13 protein-coding genes are annotated in these 17,513 nt (G+C 66.2%); 7 read left to right on the top strand and 6 right to left on the bottom strand.

Going from position 1 to position 17,513, the window contains the following annotated elements; translation table 11 throughout:
* Positions 1–26 precede the first annotated feature (26 nt).
* The 5 genes from AAFM92_10240 to AAFM92_10220 all read right to left on the bottom strand — a co-directional run bounded on the left by AAFM92_10240 (position 27) and on the right by AAFM92_10220 (position 5,120).
* Complete coding sequence (locus tag AAFM92_10240; GenBank protein MEL7300751.1) at positions 27–1,142, bottom strand: hypothetical protein; 1,116 nt, start codon at positions 1,140–1,142, stop codon at positions 27–29.
* Positions 1,139–2,008, bottom strand: a complete 870-nt coding sequence (locus AAFM92_10235; GenBank protein MEL7300750.1) for a protein phosphatase 2C domain-containing protein — start codon at positions 2,006–2,008, stop codon at positions 1,139–1,141. Before AAFM92_10235 ends, AAFM92_10240 begins: the two co-directional genes overlap by 4 nt.
* Positions 2,001–2,987, bottom strand: coding sequence for an FHA domain-containing protein (locus AAFM92_10230; GenBank protein ID MEL7300749.1), 987 nt, complete (start codon positions 2,985–2,987; stop codon positions 2,001–2,003). The genes AAFM92_10235 and AAFM92_10230 overlap by 8 nt, the downstream gene beginning before the upstream one ends.
* A gap of 9 nt (positions 2,988–2,996) precedes the next feature.
* A complete protein-coding gene (locus AAFM92_10225) occupies positions 2,997–4,349 on the bottom strand; it encodes a protein kinase (GenBank protein ID MEL7300748.1) in 1,353 nt (450 codons plus the stop codon).
* A gap of 306 nt (positions 4,350–4,655) precedes the next feature.
* On the bottom strand, positions 4,656–5,120 hold the full coding sequence (locus AAFM92_10220; GenBank protein ID MEL7300747.1) for an Lrp/AsnC family transcriptional regulator: 465 nt from the start codon (positions 5,118–5,120) through the stop codon (positions 4,656–4,658).
* A 127-nt stretch (positions 5,121–5,247) separates the two neighbouring features.
* On the opposite strand from AAFM92_10220, the gene AAFM92_10215 reads away from it, so the two are divergent.
* From AAFM92_10215 to lpdA, 5 genes are read left to right on the top strand one after another with little or no spacing between them, the layout of a single operon-like run.
* The gene (locus AAFM92_10215; GenBank protein ID MEL7300746.1) at positions 5,248–6,321 is read left to right on the top strand and encodes a Glu/Leu/Phe/Val dehydrogenase dimerization domain-containing protein; all 1,074 of its coding nucleotides are present in this window, start codon (positions 5,248–5,250) and stop codon (positions 6,319–6,321) included.
* Entirely contained in the window at positions 6,318–7,553 is a 1,236-nt protein-coding gene (locus AAFM92_10210; protein ID MEL7300745.1) for a 3-methyl-2-oxobutanoate dehydrogenase (2-methylpropanoyl-transferring) subunit alpha, read from the top strand. Before AAFM92_10215 ends, AAFM92_10210 begins: the two co-directional genes overlap by 4 nt.
* Positions 7,554–7,555: 2 nt before the next feature.
* Positions 7,556–8,569, top strand: a complete 1,014-nt coding sequence (locus AAFM92_10205) for an alpha-ketoacid dehydrogenase subunit beta (GenBank protein ID MEL7300744.1) — start codon at positions 7,556–7,558, stop codon at positions 8,567–8,569.
* Positions 8,570–8,572: 3 nt separating this feature from the next.
* On the top strand, positions 8,573–9,844 hold the full coding sequence (locus AAFM92_10200; GenBank protein MEL7300743.1) for a dihydrolipoamide acetyltransferase family protein: 1,272 nt from the start codon (positions 8,573–8,575) through the stop codon (positions 9,842–9,844).
* On the top strand, positions 9,845–11,206 hold the full coding sequence (gene lpdA / locus AAFM92_10195; protein ID MEL7300742.1) for a dihydrolipoyl dehydrogenase: 1,362 nt from the start codon (positions 9,845–9,847) through the stop codon (positions 11,204–11,206).
* A 12-nt stretch (positions 11,207–11,218) separates the two neighbouring features.
* On the opposite strand, the gene AAFM92_10190 is transcribed toward lpdA, so the two are convergent.
* Positions 11,219–12,751: a trimethylamine methyltransferase family protein gene (locus tag AAFM92_10190; protein MEL7300741.1), complete on the bottom strand. Its 1,533-nt coding sequence runs from the start codon at positions 12,749–12,751 to the stop codon at positions 11,219–11,221.
* A 138-nt stretch (positions 12,752–12,889) separates the two neighbouring features.
* Here AAFM92_10190 and AAFM92_10185 point away from each other — a divergent pair, with 138 nt between their 5' ends.
* A complete protein-coding gene (locus AAFM92_10185) occupies positions 12,890–15,325 on the top strand; it encodes an FAD-dependent oxidoreductase (GenBank protein MEL7300740.1) in 2,436 nt (811 codons plus the stop codon).
* A gap of 174 nt (positions 15,326–15,499) precedes the next feature.
* Positions 15,500–17,512 (top strand): glycosyltransferase 61 family protein, encoded by a 2,013-nt coding sequence (locus AAFM92_10180; protein ID MEL7300739.1) that lies wholly within the window; start codon positions 15,500–15,502, stop codon positions 17,510–17,512.
* The last annotated feature ends 1 nt before the right edge of the window (position 17,513 follow it).

Here is a 17,513-nt window from a genome sequence, read left to right as displayed (position 1 = left end):
CTCTGGGTGGCGGGCGACCGGGGCCGTCAGGCCGCCAGCTTTGCTTCGATGTCCCATCTGAGTTGCAACAGCATGCGGGCTGCGTCCTCGGCCTGGTCGTCCCCGCCTTCCATCTTCAGCAGGACGCAGAGATCGCGTGCCTCGGAAATGGCCTCGTCGACCTCGGGCCAGGTCTCGCCAAAGGCATGCAGATCCATCGCGTGGTCCGCGAGTTCCTCGAAGGCATGTTCAAGCGCGCTGAGGGTCCGGGCGCAGCTCCCTCCAGCAGCGCGCAGGCTTTCGGCGGAGCCGCGCAGATGGCGAAAGAGAAAGGTGAGTTGCGCCACGGCCGCCTCGTCCACCTCGCGCGGGGCCGGGCGCGTGTCGGGGGCGGCGGGAGCGGGGGCCGGCTCTTCCGCGAGAAAGCCCCCGTAGCGATGAAGCAAGGCCTCCGCCGCGAGGATGTCGGCGCGCCGGGCCTCTTCGATGACGCCGCGCACGTGATCGGCGAGGGCCGCGCAAGAGCTGGCCGCGTCGTCGGACGGGTCCATGCGAAACGCGGTGTCAAAGCCCTCGGGCACAGCCACGTCCGCCGCGAAAGGCGAGGCGAGGCAGAAGACCGCGTGGTCCTTCAGATGGTCCGGCACCTGCGCATAGACGCGGCGCTCGAGCCGCGTCCAATGCTCGGTGCACCAGATCGCGAGATCGATGCGCGTCGCTGCCCAGGAGAGGCCTGCGGACAGATCCTCGAACGTGTCGTCGCAGACCGTGAGAAGGAAAGATTGCCGAAGGTCGTCACAGGCCGGACTCGTCACGGAGAGAAACATGGGCTCGAGCGCAAGCAATTCCTCATCCGGGAAGCCCGGCATCTCGAGTGTTGCGCCATCTGCCAGCATGGCCGTCGTTTTTTCCTCACGGCCCGGCAGCACTTCGAGGGTAGGCAGCGACGCGCTTTCCATCGCCACGCGCGCGCCGAGCAGCGCGTTGAGAATGCGCTTCTTTCCGGAGCCGTTCAGCCCGAAGATGCCGATGCGCAATGGAGCATCGAATTTCTCGGCGAGCTCCTGGCAGCTGCGACGGGCTCCGCTGGGCAACTCATCAGCACTGGCTAGCACTTTCAATCCCTCAAGGCCCTGGATGTCCCGCATCGCTGGGCCGGTCATGCGCGCGCGCCCCGGTCTCGTCCCCAGCGCGGCCAATAGCTTGCGAGCGGCGAGGTGTGCGGGGCGACTTCGGGCGCCGGGCTCTCCTCGGGGCCGGAGATCTCGATGGCGATGACGGACGTGTTGTCCTGGTCCTCGGCGCCCGTCGTCTTGATGGCCTCGATCACGCCCGCGGCCACGTCTGCGCCCGCCTCCCAGAGCTGTGCGATGAGTTTTTCCAGCCGACGCTGTTTCAGCGCCTCGATCCCGTCGCTAGCCAGCAGAATGATGTCGCCGGCCTCGAGCGCGAGCGCCTGCTCGGGGCAGTCCACCTTCGGGATCGGTCCTCCGGTCACGGCCGACGTCAGGCAGTTGCGGTCCGGGTGGTCCTTGGCGTCCTCGGCGGGCAATTCGTCAGCGGCGGCCATCCTGTCGAGCTGCGCGCCGAGCGAGTGGATGTCGTTGAGAAGGCGCAGCTGCCCCTCGCGGAAGAGATAGAGCATGCTGTCGCCCACCGAGAGCCAGCGCAGCTCCCCGTTGTGAACACTCGTGCAGATGAGCGTGCCACCCGTCTCCTTGGAGATGAGGCTTTCCTCGATGCTCTCTTTCAGCCGCTGGTTGGCCGCGTTGAGCGCCGCGTCGAAGATGATGCCACTGCTCCGTGCAAAGGCCTTCGGGCGCGCGGCGGCGAGGTAGAGCTCGCCGAACACCTCACCGGTGATGATCCGGCTGGCAAGATCCCCGTCGGCGTGGCCTCCCATGCCGTCCGAGAGCACGGCAAGGGTCGGCTCGCCGCCCTCCGCGACGTGGAAGGCGACCGCATCCTCCTGGCGGGGGCGGTCGCCGATATGCTGGGCCTTCGCGATCCGCGCCGAGAGCTCACTCATCTGCATCCCCCGTCTTTTCATCCCACGAGAACGACGCATCGCAGAGCGCGATGAAGCGAAGCGTCGACTTGCCGATCTTGATCTCGTCCCGATCGCCGAGCGCCTCGGTCGTGAGCAGCGGCTTGCCGTTGAGCCTCACGATGTTCTGCTTGCCGCCATGGCCGATGAAGGTGCGGTTCTCTTCGCTGTCATAGGCGATGGCGATGTGCTGGCTCCGCGAGATGGCCGCGTCGCCGAAATCGAGCGAGATCGTCTGATCAGGGTCCCGGCCCACCGTCGAGAGCCCGGCATGGAGCGTGAAGGACGCGCCGCGCCCGGGACCATCGACGAGCACAAGCCAGCCAATGGGAAACGATCCGGTGCCCGCCGCTCCCGGAGATGCGTCGCTGGCGAAGATGTCCTTGGCCGGTTCACCGGCGTGGAACCCGAGGAGCCGGGTCTTGGCGCGGCTCGATTGCGGGCGCTTCGAGGCTGGGGGCGCCACATGCGCCATGGGCGCCTCTTGTGCTGCGGCGTTGGTCGGCGCCATGGACGTGCGCCGGGACCGGAGTTTTCCCGCGGAGGTTTCTGGTGGGGCGCTCTGAGGCCCTGGCGGGTCCACATCCCAGATCTTGCGCGCACGCACGGGCCGCGACTCTGGTCTTTCCTCCGGCGTGCTTTCGGTCGCCGGACGCGTGATGCGCCGACTCGAAAGCACCTTGTAGCCCTGCTGCACCGGGATCTCCGAGGAGGGGATGTGGTCCCGCGCGTCGATGGCCCGTGCGAGGAAATCGGCTTTCTCAAAGAGGGTGGACGCCTCCATGTCGGCGGGCTTCGGCGGCTCCACGGATTGGGGGCTGAGCACGGCCGGCGCGGTGCTCTCGATCGCGCGTGTGCCTTCGCGGCCTGCCGCGTGCTCCGTGGCGTCCGGCACGGCGGTCTCCTCGCCCCCTGATGCGGTGGGGCGGCGGCGCGCGATGAGATTCCTGATACCCTGCATAACGCTCTCCTATGAAGTTCCGGACATGGGGGCCGTCTGGAAGGCGCGATGTTTGCGCGCGCGTTCGACGCCCGGTGTGGTCAGCGCTTTCTGCTGGCGCTCGGCTTCCTCCCGTCGCTTGCGCTCCTCTTCCCGCCGCGCCTTCTCTTCGGCGTCCCGCGCCGCCTTTTCTGCGCGTTCGATCGCCTCCCGTTCGCGTCGTACCTCCGCAGCGATCTCCTCGGGGTCCTCGTTGAGGATGGCCCAGTAGGCACGCTGGGCGGCGCGGCGCTCTTCCTCGGGGTCGATCTTCTTCTTCTCTTCGACAGGAGCCTTGGCGCGGCGCTCGGCTTCCCGCGCGAGAGCCTCGTTGTTGCGTGCCACGAGCTCCGAAATCCGCTGCATCAGCTCGGGATTGGTGACCGGCGGCGGCTTGCCTGCGAGGGCGACCGTTCCCGTACCCGATATGGCATCTCGCCACTCCACCGCCGTTTGCAGGCGATCTCGCGCGAAGAGGCTCATGCACTGGTCCACGGCGGCGAGGAATTCCGGCCGGTAGCCCTCAATCCGGCCCGAAAGCGGCTGGAAGAGGTCGGGCTTTTTCTCGGAGATGGCCCCGAGCCGCACGGAGCTGTTGGGCGGGGCCTTCCCGGTGATCAGATGCACGACGGTCGCGGCGAGCGCGTAGAGATCGGAGGCCTGCGATTGGCCCTTGCCCTCGAAGTAGAACTCGTGGGGCGAGTAGCCGTCCTTCACGGTGTAGACCCGAGAGACGATCTTGCTGTGCTGACGCGAGCCCTGGCGAGCGGCACCGAAATCGATGAGCACGGGCGAGCCGTTAGCGTCGAGCAGGATATTATCCGGCGAGATGTCGCGATGGAGAATGCCGTGCTCGTGGACGTAGCTCAGCGCGTTGAGCAGCGTGGAGACGATCCCCTCGATCACGTCCGGTGTCAGGTATCCGGGATGGCGCGCCATCAGCTCGAAGAGGTCCATGCCGTTTACGAAATCGAGCGCCATGTAGGCCGTGTCGTTGGCCTCAAAGATGCCGTGGACCCCGACGATGCTGGGATGCTGCAGCCTCGCGAGGGCACGCGCCTCCTTCTGGAAAAGATCCACGGCCCGCGTGAATTCTTCCTCGAAGGCATTGGAACGTAGTCGAACCGATGCCCCGACACGGCAGCACATCGCGTTGGGGAAGCACTCCTTGATGACGACTTTCCGGTCCAGGCTGTCCCGCGCGAGGTAAGTGACGCCGAACCCGCCCGCGTTGAGGAACGTCTCGATCACGTACTGCCCGCCGCAGAGCTCGGTCCCCGGCGGCAGCTCGTCACCGACCGCGCTCGTGCCCTCTGGTTCAGATATCGAAGCCTGAAACGTCACCCGTTGCCTCCAACAGCCCGGCGCTCACAAGCGTTGAGCCTCACGCCTCTTAATGAAGGGCGCGAGGGGGCCGAATGCTGGCTTGATTGTGACGAGAAGGTGGTGAGCTTCGCGGAATTAGCTCAACCTCCGCGAGAATTTTAACGCTGATCTTAAGCCGCCATTGAGAATTGTCGCGGCGCAGGGAGGCTGCTCTGTTCTCCCGTCAGGCGTGTCATCCGCGATTGCCTTGCGGAAAATAAAGCGATTTCGCGCAAGGCGCTGCCTTATTGTCTGCTCTGCGCGCTTTGCGTCGAGGGACGCGCCTCAGGGGATGCGGGCGCGGCTGATGAACTGGCGCAACCCGAACCGCGAGCGCACGACGCGCAGCCCGGGCAGGCGCATGAGTTTTGTCTGCAGGAAGCTCTCGAATTCCTCCAGGCTCTCGACGGCGACCTCGAGGAGAAAGTCATTGGCGCCCGTCATGAGGGTGCCGGTGACGACCTCGTCGAAGAGCGCGACCTGACGCTGGAACTCGGCGACCTTCTCGGCGTCCTGCCGCTCGAGCTCCACGGAGACGAACGCGGTGATGGGGAAGCCCGCCGCCTTTCGGTCGATGCGGGCCGTGTAGCCCGCGATCACGCCCGATGCCTCGAGCCGGGCCAACCGGCGTTTGCAGGGCGTGGGCGACAGGCCCACGCGCTCCGAGAGCTGTACGAGGGCCATACGGCCATCCTCCTGCAGGGCGCGGATGATGGCGCGGTCAATCTTATCCGTGGTGAATCCCACTATGATTTACCTATTCTGTAGTGATTTCCGCTACTACGTGACCGAATACCAGACGACATCGAACTTATCTAGCTCCTCGCTTGGCAGTATCCTCGGTCGGGACTCGCGCACGTGCCGAAAGGAGCAGAGTGTGACTCTCGCCCTCACTGAAGAGACCCCGCCCGCTGGCTACGAGCGCCTGATCTTTGCCCAAGACGACGAGAGCGGGCTGGCCGCCTACATCTGTCTGCATTCCACTGTTTGCGGACCCGCCGCAGGGGGATGCCGCATGTGGGCCTATGGCTCCCGCGCGGAGGCGAGGCGGGATGTGTGCCGCCTGGCCAAGGGTATGACGGCGAAAAACGCGTTGGCTGGCCTCGGCCTCGGGGGCGGTAAATCGGTCATCATCGGCGACGCAGGGAGGGACAAGTCTCCCGCATTGCTGCGCGCCTTCGGCCGGGCGGTCCAAAGCCTCCGGGGGCATTACTATACCGCCGAGGACGTGGGCATGTCGCCCGCGGACATGGCCATCGTGGCGCAGGAGACGTCCTACGCCGTGGGGCTGGAGATCGGAGGTCATGGCAGCGGTGATCCCTCGCCGTTTACCGCCGAGGGGGTCTTCCAGTGCCAGAAGGTGGGTGCGCGGGAGGTTTTCGGCACCGCTGACCTCACAGGGCGCCGCGTGCTTGTGCAGGGCCTCGGCCATGTCGGCATGGCGCTGGCCCAGAAGCTTCACGCCGCCGGGGCACATCTCATCGTCTCCGACATCAAAGACGGGGCACTGCGCGAGGCGCAGGGGCGTTTCGACGCGGAGATCTGCGATCCGGATGCCCTCTTCGATGCCGAGATCGAAATTTTCGCGCCCTGCGCGCTGGGGGGCGTCCTGACGCGAGACAGCGTGGAGCGGCTGTCCGCGCGGCTCGTCTGCGGCGCGGCGAACAACCAACTGGCCGAGGACGGCGTCGCCGAGGCGCTCCATGCGCGCGGGATCAGCTACCTGCCCGACTACGTCGTGAATGCCGGCGGCATCATCAGCGTAGCGAGTGAAATTCACAAAGCGGGGGACAGCTACCGCCGGGCGCGGCTCAAGGACATCTCCGCGCGCGCAAAGGAAATCCTCAAATTGTCACGGACCACAGGGCGCACGACGACCGCCGTGGCGGATGCGCTTGTCGCGCGCATTCTCGCGGAAACACGGATCAACGGATGCGAGGTCACAGCATGAACACGCCCCTGCAGCCCCTCTCGCTCAACATTCCGGAGCCGGGCTGCAGGCCGGGTGACACGCCTGACTTCTCGGACTTCGAAATCCCCAAGGCGGGGGCGGTGCCCCAGCCGCCGGTGGACGTCGCCGCCGATGACATCCGCGACATGGCGTTTTCCATCGTCCGGGTTCTGAACAAGGAGGGCAAGGCCACTGGCGAATGGGCGGGGGCGCTCACACCGGAGGCCCTGCGCGACGGTCTGCGCCACATGATGACGCTGCGCGCGTTTGATGCCCGCATGCTCACGGCCCAGCGGCAGGGCAAGACGAGCTTTTACATGCAGCATCTGGGGGAGGAGGCGGTGAGCTGCGCCTTCGCCCGAGCGCTCGAACCGGGCGACATGAATTTCCCCACCTACCGGCAGGCGGGGCTTCTCATCGCGGCCGACTACCCGATGCTGACGATGATGAACCAGATCTACTCCAACGCCGACGATCCGCTGCACGGGCGGCAACTGCCGATCCTCTACACATCGAAAGCGCATGGCTTTTTCTCGATCTCCGGCAACCTCGGCACGCAGTTCGTGCAATCGGTGGGCTGGGCCATGGCATCCGCCATTTCGGGCGATACCAAGATCGCCGCTGGTTGGATCGGCGATGGCTCTACAGCAGAGAGCGATTTCCACGCCGCCATGGTGTTTGCGTCCACCTATCGCGCGCCGGTCGTGCTCAACATCGTCAACAACCAGTGGGCCATCTCCACCTTTCAGGGAATTGCCCGAGGCGGGGTGGGGACCTTCGCCGCGCGGGGCCACGGCTTCGGGATCGCGTCGATCCGCGTGGATGGCAACGATTACCTCGCTGTGCACGCCGTGGCCAAATGGGCAGCCGAACGCGCGCGCCTCGGCCATGGTCCGACTCTGATCGAGCATGTTACCTACCGCGCGGGCGGACATTCCTCGTCTGACGATCCATCCGCCTACCGGTCTGGCGAAGAGGCCGCGGCTTGGCCCCTCGGAGACCCGATCGAGCGCCTCAAGACGCACCTCATCACGCTCGGCGCATGGTCGGAGGAGCGCCACACACAGGCCGAGGCAGAGATCATGGACGGGGTGATCGCCGTGCAGAAGGAGGCGGAGGACGTGGGGACCCTACGCGACGGCAAGGCGCCCTCGCCGCGGGACATGTTCGAAGGGGTCTACGAGACGATGCCGCCCCATCTCGTGCGCCAGCGCCAGCAGGCGGGGTACTGACCATGCCTCTGATGACGATGATCGAAGCGATCCGAGAGGCCCACGACGTCGCCATGGCCGCGGACCCGTCCGTGGTGGTCTACGGTGAGGATGTGGGGTTTTTCGGCGGGGTCTTCCGCTGCACCGCGGGTCTCCAGCAGAAATACGGAAAATCCCGCTGCTTTGATGCGCCCATCAACGAGAGCGGGATCGTCGGCACGGCGATCGGCATGGCGGCCTACGGGCTCAAGCCCGTGATCGAGATCCAGTTTGCCGACTACGTGTACCCGGCCTTTGACCAGATCGTCTCGGAGGCCGCGCGTCTGCGTCATCGCTCCAACGGTGATTTCACCTGCCCCATCGTGATCCGGATGCCCACGGGCGGAGGCATCTTCGGGGGCCAGACCCACAGCCAGAGTCCCGAGGCGATCTTCACGCATGTGTCTGGGTTGAAGGTGGCGCTGCCCTCGAACCCCGCCGATGCCAAGGGGCTTTTGCTGGCGGCGATCGACGATCCGGATCCGGTGATCTTTCTGGAGCCGAAGCGGCTTTATAACGGCCCCTTCGACGGCCACCATGCCCGGCCCCTGACGACCTGGAAGAAGCATGCGCGCGGCGAGGTGCCCGAGGGGCACGGGATCGTCCCGCTCGGCAAGGCCAATATCACGCGGGCGGGCGCGGACGTCACCGTCCTGGCTTACGGGACGATGGTCTACGTGGCCGAAGCCGCCGCCGAGGAAACCGGGATCGACGCCGAGGTGATCGACCTGCGTTCGCTTTTGCCCCTCGATCTCGGGACGATCACCGCATCGGTGCGCAAGACCGGGCGTTGCGTCATCGTCCACGAGGCCACGCGCACCTGTGGCTACGGGGCAGAGCTATCGAGCCTCGTGCAGGAGGAGTGCTTCTACAGCCTCGAGGCTCCGATTATCCGCGTGACGGGGTGGGATACGCCCTATCCGCACGCGCAGGAATGGGAGTATTTCCCTGGTCCCGACAGGGTCGGCGCGGCCCTCCGGCAAGTGATGGAGGACTGAGCGATGGGCATGCATGTCATCCGCCTGCCCGACATCGGAGAGGGCATCGCCGAGGCCGAATTGACGGAGTGGCACGTGGCGCCCGGGGACGTGGTGAAGGAGGACGACATCCTCGCCACGGTCATGACCGACAAGGCCGCCGTCGAGGTGCCGTGTTCCGTGAACGGCACGGTGACGGAGCTTGGCGGCGAGATCGGAGAGCTCCTCGCCGTCGGCGCGACGCTTCTGCGTATCGAGGTCGATGGCGCCGGGAACGAAGCCCCGGGCACGGCGCCAGGCCGCCCCGAAGCAGCACCCGAAACACCTGAGCCCGAGACGGAGCCCATGCCGGAAAGCGAGGCTGCGCCGCGCCCGACAGCGGCGACCTCGGAGGCACCGCCGCCCAGAGCCCCCCGCGCCGCGGGCACAAAGCCGCTGGCGCCGCCCTCGGTGCGGGCGCGTGCCCGGCAAGAGGGCATCGACCTGCGCCAGGTGCCCGGCTCGGGGCCCGCCGGGCGCATCAGCCATGCCGATCTCGACGAATGGCTCGCCGCTGGCGGAATAAAGCAGGGTCGCGTCCAGCGTGGGCGCAACACGGGCGTCGAAGAGATCCGGGTGATCGGCATGCGCCGCCGCATCGCCGAGAAGATGCAGATCGCAAAGCGGCAGATCCCCCACATCACCATCGTCGAAGAGGTCGAGATGGAGGCGCTGGAAAGCCTCCGCGCGGCACTCAACGAAAAGCACGGGGAGACCCGCGCCAAGCTCACGCTCCTGCCTTTCCTCATGCGTGCCATCGTGGAGGCCGTCCGCGAACAGCCTGATCTGAATGCGCGCTACGACGATGAGGCGGGGGTGATCCATCGCCACGGTGGCGTCCATGTCGGCATCGCCACGCAGACGCCATGGGGGCTCAGCGTTCCGGTGATCCGGCACGCGGAGGGGGGCAGCCTCTGGGACAATGCCGCCGAGCTGAAGCGGCTCTCGACTGCGGCCCGCGAGGGCACCATCGGCCGGGAGGAGCTGCAGGACAGCACGATCACCATCACCTCGCTCGGACCACTGGGCGCGATCGCCACCACGCCCATCATCAACCACCCGGAGGTGGCCATCGTCGGCGTCAACAAGATGCAGATCCGCCCTGTCTGGGACGGCCAGCAGTTCCGCCCGCGGAGGATGATGAACCTCTCCTGCAGCTTCGATCATCGCGTGATCGATGGCTGGGATGCGGCGGTCTTCGTCCAGAAGCTCAAATCGCTGCTGGAGACCCCGGCCATGCTCTTCGTGGAGGGTTGAATGGCTGATCTGACATGCAAGTTGCTCATCGTCGGTGCCGGGCCCGGTGGCTATGTCTGCGCCATCCGCGCGGGTCAGCTTGGGATCGACACGATCATCGTCGATGAGGGCAAGCCGGGTGGCACCTGCCTCAATGTGGGCTGCATTCCTTCGAAGGCGCTGATCCACGCTGCCGACGAATTTCACCGCATCGCCGCCATCGGGCAGAGCCCTCTCGGGATCAAGTCGGCCGCGCCGGAGATCGATCTCGGCCAGACGGTCGCGTGGAAGGATGGCATCGTCGCGCGCCTCAATGCCGGGGTGTCGGGCCTCCTGCGGAAGGCCGGTGTCCGGTCTTTGACCGGGCGCGCGCGCTTCGTTGATGGCAAGACAGTGCGCGTGAGCAACGAAGACAGAACGCAAAGCGAGATCCGCGCGGAGCGCATTGTCATCGCGACGGGCTCGGCCCCCGTGGCGCTCCCCTCCCTGCCATTCGGGGGGGATGTGATCTCGTCGACGGAAGCGCTCTCGCTCACGGAGGTGCCGGCAAGCCTTGCTGTCGTCGGAGGGGGCTATATCGGCCTCGAGCTCGGTACGGCCTTTGCCAAGCTCGGCGCGCAGGTCACCGTGGTGGAGGCAGGAGCCCGCGTTTTGCCGAGCTATGACGAGGCCCTGACCCGCCCGGTATCGGAGAGGTTGGAGGCGTTGGGAGTCACCGTTATCACCGAGACCCGCGCGCAAGGCCATGCGGACGGCACGCTTTCGACAGATGGGGGAGACATCAGCGCCGAGAAGGTCCTCGTGACGGTCGGCCGCCGCCCCCGCACGAAGGGCATCAGCCTCGAGGAACTCTCGCTGACCATGGACGGGCCTTTCATCCGGATCGACCAGCACTGCACGACGTCCATGCGCGGCATCTATGCCGTCGGCGACGTGACGGGAGACCCGATGCTCGCCCATCGCGCGATGGCGCAGGGAGAGATGGTGGCAGAACACGTCGCGGGACACGCCGTGGCATGGGACAAGCGCGCCATCCCGGCCGTGTGTTTCACCGATCCGGAGATCGTCGCATGCGGGGCACTGCCGGGCGAGATCGAAGGCACCTCCGAAAGCGTGTTTCCTCTCGCGGCCAATGGCCGGGCGATGACGTGCGATGCCGAAGAAGGGTTCATCCGCGTCGTCTGGCGCGAGAGCGACGAGGCGATCGTCGGTCTACAGGGCGTGGGCGCGCACCTCTCGGAATTGTCGGCGGCGTTTTCGCTCGCCATCGAGATGGGCGCGCGGCTCGATGACATCGCCGCCACGATCCACGCCCATCCCACGCAGTCGGAGGCCATTCAGGAAGCTTGCCTCCGCGCGAAGGGACGCGCCCTCCACATCTGAGGCGGCGAGGCGTCAGAGAATGGTGAAACGCGCCCTGATCTCCGCGTCCTGGCCCGGTGTGAGGTAGTCGGGATGATGGCTGGCGAGGATCGAGGCCGCCTTCTCCCGTGCCCGGTCCCAGGCCTGCTGCGCCCCGCCCTCACCCCAGACCGAGGGCGCATCCCGGTCGGCAAGCTTCGGATAGACGAAATCCCGCTCCATGGCGGCGTGGGTCTGCGCGTGGCCCAGGAAGTGCCCCTCGCCGAGCACCGTCTCGCGAATGGCGTCGAAGCCGAGCGTCTCCTCGTTCACCTCGATTCCTCGGAGCGCGCGGAAGATCGAGCTGTGCATCTCGTTGTCGAGCACGAAGCCCTCGAAGCTCGCGCCCAGAAGCGAGGCCGTCATGCCCGAGCTCTCATAGATCAGGTTACCCCCGGCGAGCGCGGCGGCGAGGGCCGTGATGCCCTTCTCGGCACCGTATTGGGCATCAATGGCTTTTGCATCCGTCATGGAGGCCGCGACCCCGGATGCGAGCCCGAGCCAGTTCGAGATTTGCGCCGAGGCCCCATTCAGGACCGCCGTTTCCCCGCCGCCGCCCGCGAAGGCACCGGTGCGCAGGTCGATCACGAAGGGCCAATTGGCGAAGACCATGGGAAATCCGGGCCGAATGACGTGGACCATCGCGAGGCTGGCGAGCGTCTCCGCGAGCGATTGCGCCAGAAAACCAGCCATGGTCGCGGGCGCCGTGGCGCCCGATTGCGCGGCGGTGATGCAGGACATCGGTATGCCGTGATCGATGCAGCCATAGACCACCTCCACCGCGTCTTCCCCAAACCGCAGGGGCGAAATGACCGGGCTGATATGTGCCTTCAGGAAAGGCCGCTCGGAAAAGGCCCCGCGCCCGCCCGCCACGATGTCGAGCATTTCCACGATGGGCGGGATATGCTCGGCGAGCGTGAAAGAGGTGGCCACCGGCTTCGTCGTGTTGCGCACGAGGGCGTAGACGGTGTTCACGTCGAGATCGAAGTTGTCGGGGACATCGGTTGCCACGCAGCAGCGGGTGAACCAGGCGACGTTCTCCAGCACGTCTTGCAGGCGCGTGAAATCATGCAGATCGGCGAGGGTGGAGGGCCGGTAGAGGCCGGTGTCGAGATCGAGCGTCTGGACGGCGGCGCCGCCCGTCCCAAAGAACACCCGGTCGCCCCCGACCTCGATCGAGCGCGCCGGATCCCGCCCGTGGAGCATGAAGCGCTTCGGGGAGGCGGCGATGGCCTCCTTCACGAGGGCTTCGGGCAAAAGCACCCTGTCGTGGCGATCGAGGCGCGCTCCGGCCTTCAGGAAGTCAGCTTGCAGCCGCGGCGGCACCTCGCCCATGCCGACCTCCGCGAGGAGGCGGAGCGCGGTAGCGTAGATGGCGCGCATGGCGGCCTCGGACAGAGGGCGGTATTGCCCTCCGATCTGGCCCGGCGGCGCGGGATTGGCCGGGCCCGCGGCGCGCTTTTTCATGCGATCCCGCCGGCCTCCAGAGCGCCTGTTGGTGCCTGCTATCCTGCCCTCGCTGCCCATGGTTTCAGCAAATCCCATGCGCGGGCGTCTGGCAACCGCGATGCACCGTCCGCCATGCCACGCCGGGACGCGCAAGAAAGTGCTTGATCGGGGACGCGTCCATCCGCTCACATGGGCCGAGGGATCGGGAGACACTCCATGAAATCAAGCGCCAGGGTCGTGGTCATCGGCGGCGGCATCGCGGGCTGTTCTACGCTCTACCATCTCACGCAAGAAGGCTGGAGCGATGTCATGCTCCTCGAGCGTGACGAGCTGACGTCCGGCACCACGTGGCATTCCGCGGCGCAGGTCACGAATTTCGGAATGACGCAAACGATGGTGGGCCTGAAAAGCCATTCCATCGCGCTCTACTGCGAGCTGGCGGCAGATCCGGACTACCCCATAAATTATCACCACGGCGATGGCGGCATCCGGCTCGCCAACACGCCAGAGCAGATGGACGGGTATCGGCATTTCGCCTCCATGGCCCGGGGCATGGGGGTCGACTTCGAGGTGATCGACGCGGAGGAATGCGCCCGTCGTCACCCGCTCATCTCCACGGAAAATCTCCTCGGCGGCCTCTGGGATCCAAGTGATGGCGACATCGACCCTGCCCAGCTTTGCCAGGCGCTGGCGCGGCGGGCGCGGAAGGACGGCGCCGAGGTCCATCGGCATACGCCGGTCACGGGGCTCACGCAGCAAGAGGATCAGTCCTGGTTCGTCGAGACGCCGAAGGGCACCGTCCATGCCGAGATCGTGGTCAATGCCTGCGGCTATAGGGTGAACGAGGTGGGCGCGATGATGGGGGTCCACCATCCCGTGGCTTCCATGGAGCACCAGTATTTCGTGACGGAGGAAATCCCCGCGATCCGCGAAGCAGGGCATAGAATGCCCCTCCTGCGCTGCCCGATCAGCGACTATTACTGCCGGCAGGAGAAGACCGGGCTGCTCGTCGGCTTCTACGAGCAGGATTGTAAACCGTGGGGCATGGACGGCATCGATCCGCATTTCACCAACGCGCTCTGCCCCGATGATCTCGACAGGGTGACGGACGTCCTCGAAGGGGCCTTTGCGCGCATGCCGGCGTTGATGGATGTGGGCATCCACACGATCGTCAACGGGCCGATCACCTACACGATCGACGGTGCCCCCCTCGTCGGTCCCATCCCCGGTAAGCGCAACGCCTTCTGCATCATCGGTCTTCGGGCCGGGCTCGGGGAAGGCGGTGGGCATGGCTGGCTTCTCGCGCAGCAGATCGTGCACGGCGAGGCCTGCTATGACACGTGGGGCCTCGACCCGCGCCGCTTCGGAGCCCATGCAAATGTGGAACTGACGTCGCTGAAGGCCGTCGAGGATTACCAGAACGAGTTCCGCTTTCATTTCCCTCACGAGCATCGCCCGGCCGGACGCCCGGCCCGGACGACACCGCTGACACCGATCCTCGCGGCCGAGGGCGCAGAATTCACGGTCGTCAACGGCTGGGAGCGGGTGGACTACATCAAGCCCGCGCCCGATTACGTTGAGCCGAAAAGCTTCCGCTTCACCGATGTCGAGGACATCGTGGCCCGGGAGGTCGCATCGCTGCACCAGGGTGTTGGCCTCGCGGAGGTCTGCGGGTTCAACCGGATCGAGATCACCGGCGCGGACCGGCTCACCTTCCTGGACCGGATGATCTGTGGACGCCTCCCGCGGCGGGACGGGCAGGTGGGCCTGGGATACCTCCTCAATGACCACGGCATGCTGAAGGCAGAGGCGACGATCGCCAACCTGCCTGCGAGCGACCGTGGCCCGGCGCGAACATGGTACGGGGCGGCGGCAGCCTCGGAATTCCACGACATGGACTGGCTCCGGGCCCATATCGCGGCCGGTGAGGACGTCACGCTTCGTTCGCTCGTTGAATCCCACACGATCCTGCTCCTGGCAGGGCCGAAGGCGCGCGACGTGCTCTCTGCCGCGGCACGCGGAGATTGGTCCGCGGCGGCCTTTCCCTGGCTTTCGGCGCGCGAGTGTTTCGTCGGGACCGCGCCGGCGACCGTTCTGTCCGTGAGCTATTCTGGCGAGTTGGCCTACGAGATCCACGTGCCGAGCGCGCAGCTCCATGCCGCCTATCTGACCCTGCGTGCCGCTGGTCAGGCGCACGGCCTGTCGCTCTTTGGGTCTCGCGCCATCGAGTCCATGCGCATGGAAAAAGGGTACCTGCATTGGAAGGCGGACATCCTTACGGAGTTCGACCCGTTCGAAACCGGCCTCGTCCGTTTCGTGCAGATGCAAAAGCCCGCCTTCGTCGGGCGTGCGGCGCTCGACAAGCGGCACAATCTCGGACCCCGCAAACGCCTCGTCACGCTCGCGCTGGACGCGCAGGATCGTGCGGCCCACGCGGGTGCGTCCATCATGGATGGTGGCACCGTCGCGGGGACGGTCACCTCCGGGGCGTGGGGGCACCGGACCGGGCTCAACCTCGCCTATGCCTTTGTCGAGCCAGAGCTGGCGCGCCAAGGGGCGGAGCTCGCGCTCGATCTCCTCGGTGATCTTGTGCCCGCGAAGGTCATCCCGGCAGGGCCTTTCGACCCGGAGATGCGGCGCGTCCGCGCCTGAGCTCCAGACCCGCTTCGATGCAGCAATCGATCACTTCGCTACTATTTCGCCACCCGGCGGCGCGAGCCCTTGCCTCAGCGCGGCAAATCGCTCAGCGTTTGACGAAATAAAAATCAACGCGGCGCAGAGTGCGCCCGACACAGCAGTACCACTCTAAGTGCGCCAGAGAGGCCGATGGTCACCCGTCCTCCAGAAATTGGGTCCGTTCGCGACATTCCCGGCAAGGATGCCTTCTTCCTGCCGGCCGGGCGCGTCGATGCTTGGTTCGAGCGGCGCTCGGACATTCTCATCGTGACCTTTTTCAACCTGGCGACGCTGGGCGAGCATGAGATCCCGCAGCCGTGGTTTTACGGAAACGTCGCCAAGCAGGGCTATTCCATCCTCGGTCTGATCACCAAGCGCAGGGATTGGTATCGTAACCCTGACACGCCCCGCCTGATCGAGGAGCTGCGCGAGGCGGGTCTTTTCGAGGGCTTCTCGCGGGTGCTCTTCATCGGGGCCTCCATGGGAGGCTATGCCGCGCTGACCTATGCCAGGCTGGTGCCGGGATCAGGGGTCCTCGCCTTCAGCCCGCAAAGCTCTCTGGCCCCCGATCTCGTGCCTTTCGAGGGCCGCTATGCCCGCCCGCAGAAGAAATTCGACTGGGCCGGCGATTACCGGGACGCTGCGGAGGGCATTCCGGATATCGCCGACGTCACCATCGCGTTCGACCCATTTGTGCCGGAAGACAAGGCCCATGCGGCTCGCCTCGCGGCGCCCCATGTCTCGTTCCTCCATGTCGGTCACTTCGGCCACCAGGCGATCCGGGTGCTGAAACACGTGGGCGTCCTGTCAGAGCTCTTCGCCCAGGTCGCGGAGCAGCGCTTCGATCGCGCGGGGTTCTATGCGGCTGTGCGGGAACGCCGCCACCAGACGCGCTGGCTTCGCGAGCTTTTTCGAGAGGCGGAGGCACGCGGGCACAATGCGCTCGCGATCAACGCGGCAAAGACGCAGCGGGCGCGCGACGGGCGCATGAACCGCTATCTGGACCGCGTGGTGAAGCGTCAGACCGCAATCATCGCCGCGCGCGAAGACCATGTCATCACCGTCGGGCGTCCTGCGCCAGTCGCGCCCTATGCCGGACAGATCGCCTCTCTGTCGGGCGCGTTCGTCGTGCCCGCGCTGCAGAAGAGCGCGCCCACCGCCTTCGGCGTCCTCCATGCGGACCAGAGCTGGTGCCGGGCGTCGCAATGCTGGATGGATGCGCGCCTCAAGTCCAAGGCGCCCGTGGTGGCAAAGACCGCGGAGATCATCGAGCTTGAGGGCACCCATCTCTTCGGGGGCTACTACCGGGGCCATTTCGGGCATTTCCTGGTGGAGGCGCTCAGCCGGCTTTGGGCGCTCGACCACGTGCCCCTGCAACCCAAGAGCCTGATCTACGTGGCGCACGGATCCGCAGAGCGCCAGAAGCTCGAGAAATACAGCGATCTCTACCGCGTCCTCGGCGTGACCGTTCCGGTGGTTGCCCATGATCAGGTCGCGCGGATCGAGCATCTTTACGTGCCGGAGCTGGGCTTTGGCTGGGGCGGCAGGTTCGATGGCTCGCCCGCCTTTCGCGCCTTCGTCCGCGGGAGGCTCGCAGCGTCCGTGGAGTCCGATGGCGGGGATGATCTCTACATCTCGAGATCCCGGCTTTGGGGCCAGATGGGGCAGGTCATTGGAGAGGAGGTCCTCGAGCACAATCTCGCGCGGCTCGGCTATGAGATCTTCCATCCCCAAGAGCATCCCATCGACGTCCAGCTCGCCAAGTACAGGGCCGCGCGGCGCATCGTGGGCCTCGACGGATCTGCCTTCCATCTCGTGCCATTCATCATGGCCGAGGGGGGCCGGGTCGCGCTGATAAAGCGTCGTTCATCGGCCAATGTCGGCGACTACAAGACGCAATTCCGGGCCTTCTGCGGTGTGGACGTGGATGTCATCGACACGCTGGAAAAGGACTGGTCGTTCAATCCCAAGGGCCGCGTCGATTTCCGTGCCGTGGGCGAGCTCGACTTTGCCGCGACCTTCGCCGCCCTTTCGGCGCAGGGATACATTCCAGCTAGCTTCGCGCCCGACCTCCCGACAGAGAAAGAACTCGCGGCCTACCGCGAGGCCGCCATCCAACAGCGGGACGGCGCGCTCCCCGCGCTCAACGAGCGGGCAGGGTAGG

Source organism: Pseudomonadota bacterium, assembly GCA_038533575.1.
In the GTDB taxonomy this organism is placed as follows: domain Bacteria; phylum Pseudomonadota; class Alphaproteobacteria; order Rhodobacterales; family Rhodobacteraceae; genus Shimia_B.
Note: the sequence above shows the minus strand (reverse complement) of the source record. Positions and strands in the feature narration are given on the sequence as shown.